Annotated in this window: 4 protein-coding genes; 2 read left to right on the top strand and 2 right to left on the bottom strand. The window is 62.8% G+C overall.

What is annotated here, in order from left to right; translation table 11 throughout:
- Positions 1 to 477: 477 nt before the first annotated feature.
- Entirely contained in the window at positions 478 to 3,123 is a 2,646-nt protein-coding gene (gene eccCb, locus ON40_RS34640) for a type VII secretion protein EccCb (RefSeq protein WP_051194011.1), read from the bottom strand.
- Between the two features lie 126 nt (positions 3,124 to 3,249).
- A complete protein-coding gene (locus tag ON40_RS52470) occupies positions 3,250 to 3,606 on the bottom strand; it encodes a hypothetical protein (protein WP_157186588.1) in 357 nt (118 codons plus the stop codon).
- A gap of 166 nt (positions 3,607 to 3,772) precedes the next feature.
- Here ON40_RS52470 and ON40_RS34650 point away from each other — a divergent pair, with 166 nt between their 5' ends.
- Both ON40_RS34650 and ON40_RS34655 read left to right on the top strand, forming a co-directional pair.
- The gene (locus tag ON40_RS34650) at positions 3,773 to 4,105 is read left to right on the top strand and encodes a WXG100 family type VII secretion target (protein WP_040829486.1); all 333 of its coding nucleotides are present in this window, start codon (positions 3,773 to 3,775) and stop codon (positions 4,103 to 4,105) included.
- A 72-nt stretch (positions 4,106 to 4,177) separates the two neighbouring features.
- Positions 4,178 to 4,384, top strand: a 207-nt coding sequence (locus tag ON40_RS34655) for a WXG100 family type VII secretion target (protein ID WP_245568124.1), incomplete at its 3' end; no start/stop codon positions are given.

Consider the following 4,384-nt stretch of genomic DNA (forward strand, 5'->3'; position numbering starts at 1 on the left):
CGCTTAAACCCTCATGTGGGATCCCCTCCCCTTCGGTCGCGGCGCTGGCCGCGCCCCCGGAAAACTGCACGCGGACAAGGGCAAATCGTGCTGCCGATATGCGCTGCGCAAAGGGCCAACGACCCAGTGGAACGGGATCCAAGAGGAAGGCATCGAGGCCGACACACGTTCCAAGTCGGCCGCTCCCCAGTGGCTGGACCATCCCCGCGGGCGCGGAGCCGACAGCTTCCTGAGCTGGGATGGTATCGGGAGCGGCGGATAATTTTGGTCGATCGAACGGCAGATGACGTGAACGACCTGGATGTCGGGCAGACATCTGCTTCCCGGTCCCGACCGGCTGAGGAGTGCTGGTGTCCATGGTTCAGTTGAACGAACGTAATCGGGTCGGTATCGCCGCTGGTCGGCTGCCACCTGTAGTGCCTGTCCTGGGGCGACCGCACGACGGCATCTGCGAAACATCTGGTGCCTCAGCAGCGTTCAGGTAGGTGGTGTCCATGCAGTCTGGATGTACTCCTGCCCACTGCGGGTGAGGAGGATTCCACGGCCCGGCGGGAGCTCCTCGGGGCGAATTCTGCCGATCAGTTCGCCTTCGCTGCGGTCGCCGCTCATGAGGAGGGCGGTGGTGCCGAGTTCACGGAGCTGCGCGAGTGGCGGTCCGTCGTACATGCCTCGTGCTGCCCCGATGGAGCTTCGCGCGATGATCAGGTGGAAGCCGACCTGACGTGCGTAGGGCAGTGCCGCCGTGAGTCGATGTGCGGGGTTGCCGTCCCTGGTGGACGCCAGTTCGTGGTCGTCGATGACGACGAAGATGTCGGGGCCGGACCACCACCGCTCCGGCGCTCTCCGCGTGCTTTCCTGCGGTCGGGGCATTCGCCTGTCCAGGTACTGTGCCAGGTCACCGAACAGATGCTCGGCGGTTTGGACATCCGGGCCGTATCCGGCGAGGAATTCTCGTGGAATGCTGTCCACCAGACCTGTGGCACGGTAGTCCACGAGGACGAAGCGTGCCTGGTCGACGGTGTTCGATGCGCAGATCGCCGCGATGATCGAGCGCAGCACTGTCGTCTTACCGCATCCAGGTTCGCCGATGATGATCAGGTGCGGGCTGGCTCCGAAGTCGAGATAGACAGGCGCGTGGTGGGTTTCGTCGATGCCGATCGGAAATCGCAGGCAACTTTCGCGCGAGTCCACGCCGGAGGGCCAGTTTCCGGATCGACGCAGCACTTCGTCGCGGTCGAGGAGTTCGGGCAGTGGGTAGATCGCCGGTGCTGGACGGCCCGGCGTGTCGGCTCGGATCTTCGCTACCGCCAAGGCTGTTGCGTTGTCGAGTGTTTCGGGATGGGTGTTGCCGTTTAGGCGCGGGAGCGCCATGCGTATGTCGTGACCTTCCGAAGTCGAGCCGCATCCGGGTCGATTCCGGGGAGAAACCTGTTGGGCGATCTCGGAGTCGGACGAGAAATACCGTAATTCCGGCTGGTGCAATTCGAGGCGAGTTCCGAATGCCTCATCCAGCCCTGAATGCGCATCAGACCAGTACTTCAGTGCCACAATGACATGCACCCCGTAGGCGGGGCCTCGGGCAACGAGGTGGGCGATCTGCCTATAGAACCCGACCTCGCCGATATCCCAGAGGTAGCGAAGGGTGTCGATCACCAGGAACACGTCGCCGAACGGGTCGTCGCGGATCGCGGCCGACGCGGCGGGATTGTCGACCGAATCCATTGCGCGTAAACGCCGGAACTGGTCCATCGATTCGATATCCGTTTCGCGGAAATATCGTTCGCGGTACTGCATCAGTGCGGTCAACTGGTTGAGAGTGCGCCGCAGCATGCCTTTGTCCTCGAGCCGTGCCACCGAACCGACGTGCGGTAACTGCTCGAGGACGGCGAGTTGGCGATTGATGTCGAAGCAGTAGAACTGCACCTGTTCGGCCGTGTGTGTCAGTGCCAGCGCCATGATCAACGATTGCAGGGCAGTTGACTTCCCCGAGAGATGTACGCCGCAGATACCGATGTTGCCTTGGGCCCCGGACAGGTCGACGATCAGCGGATCACGGCGTTGCAGGTTGGGCCGGTCGACGATGCCGATCGGAACACGCAGGGTAGATACCGGCCGGTGGGTGATCGGCGCAGGCATGAGCTGATCGAGTGTCGGCGCTTCGTCCAGTGGTGGCAGCCAGATGGTTCGCGTCGGTTGGTCGTGCGAATGCATTTGGGACACAATGATTTCGAGCTGCGTCCGATCATCCGCATCATTCGAAGAGATGTCGTGGGGTCTGCATATCCGGGTGGGATGTGCGGCAGTGAATCGAGTCGGTTCGAGATGGCCGTCACGAAGATATGCGTGACCGGGGACGTCCGGCAGCATGTGGGCTTCGTCCGTGCCCAGGACGCGTTGGGATTCGTCGGCGGACAGGTTCCCCAGGACGATGCGGTACGTGAAATGGTTGTCGACTCCACGAAATGTATTCTCCGCCAGCTGTTGTGCGCTGGCGAGCAGTGTGAGGCCGTGTGAGCGCCCCGCGCGGCTCACTGCGACTACCGCCTCGGCGAACTGCGGTCGCCGGGAGAGAAGTTCGTCGAGCGCATCGATGACGACCACCAGTTTGGGAAGCGGTTCCAGATCCGCACCCGCCTGCCTGGCTCGTTGATACTCGGTGGTGTTGGCGAAATTGCCCGCAGCCGTATATAGCTCCTGTCGGCGAGTGAGTTCACCGATCAGGGTGCTCTCGATTCGGTCGGCCAGGGAAAGATCCTGCACGACACCGGAAACCATCCCGGATACGTGGGGCAGGTCCGCCACCTCGTCGAACACCCCGTCGCCGCGGAAATCGACGATGAAGAAGCTGATGTCCTCAGGCGGGTAGCTGACCGCCGCCCCCACGACGGCCGTCCTGAGCAGCTCGGACTTGCCCGATCCGCTTCTGCCGACAACGATCCCGTTCGCACCTATCTCCGATGCCGTCGGGATCTGCAGCGCGACGGGATTCCCGGTCGAGCCGATCCCGATCGGTATCCGCAGGAATCCCCCAGTCCGATGCAGCCCCCGGGCAGCGCTGAGATCCCGCTCCGGGAGACCGTACAGCGCAGCGAAATCAACACCACCCCAGGCAAATTCACTCACTGACCGCCCCGCCGAAGGATTGGAACCCACAGCTCCCCCTAGATCGACGACACCGAACAGTCGGCACGTTGCCCCGGTGATCATAGCTTCGGACACGAAGCGCTGGCATTCCAGCCAGACTCGTGGTTATAGATGCTGCTGGTCAGGTAGTGGATGCCTGGTGGCCACTGGCCGGTCCCGATGAGGCGACCATCCGGTCACGGCGTGCCAGGCTGGATGTAAACCGTTCCCGCCTTGTTCGCACAGAACTGTTGCAGCGCTGCGGAAATCAATTCCGGCCCGTTGTCCATCCGCAGCACCTTCGGCGGGCCACCACTGCGAGCGAATACCGTCTCCAGCTCGGGCGACCAGCCGCTCGGCGGTGATCGACCGCTCCACCAGATGCAGCAGCGACTCACAGGTGTGCTCGTCGATCATCGACGCGATCTTCACCGCCCACCCATCGACCGTGGAATCGAACTGACAATCCAACGCCCACACCACCTTCGGCGCATCCGCATCAACCAGCGGCACGGTGGGCGGATTTCTCGGTGCGTTTCGACGCGGCTTGTTATACGGTGCTGCACACCGGGGCAGGAGGAGCCGAGGTGGTCTTACATGTGGGGACGGTGCTGGCGGGATAGTGGTCGGCCCCTGCTACCCTTCGGGTATGACACCGGACGGGGGAACTCCGGACCTCTCGGTTGTGCCCACTGAGATCGCTGCTGTCGGCAAGTACGCCTACGACCTGGCTGATGTGTTGCATGCGGCGTTGGTCAGCGCGGGCCGTGAAGTGGAGATCCTGACGAAAGGGTCGTGGCGTAGCACCGCATCCGACAGTTTCGCCAAAGGCTGGTTCGAATGCCAGGGCAGCGGCCAGAAGATCTTCGCAGCGCTCACGACCATGGCTTCGACTCTTGGTGCGACCGCGAAATCCTATGACGCACAAGACAACCAGTTCGCCGCTGAGGTGTCAAGTCTGGATCTTCCACCGATAGGGTGACCATGAGAATTCACCGTCAACCTTGACGAGCTCGATAACCTGGTCACGCGGCTGACAAGCCTTGTCGGCTTCATCACCGATCACTTGTCCGTCCTCGATCAGAAGGTCGCCACCCTGCACTCCGGCGGCGCCTGGCAGGGCATCGCTGCCGATGCCCACCAGAAGGCGCACGCTGAATGGGCGGTCGCTGCACAAGAATTCGTCGACGGAGTCGCAGACCTGAGTACCGCCGCCCGGAACGCGCACAGCCAGCACAGCACAGCGATCACCGCCAACACC

This window comes from Nocardia jiangxiensis NBRC 101359 (assembly GCF_000308615.1).
GTDB lineage: Bacteria > Actinomycetota > Actinomycetes > Mycobacteriales > Mycobacteriaceae > Nocardia > Nocardia jiangxiensis.

Bases quoted from the DNA above. Each gene is read 5' to 3' on its own strand.
- ON40_RS34650 (WP_040829486.1), top strand. From the start codon at position 3,773: ATGACACCGGACGGGGGAACTCCGGACCTCTCGGTTGTGCCCACTGAG.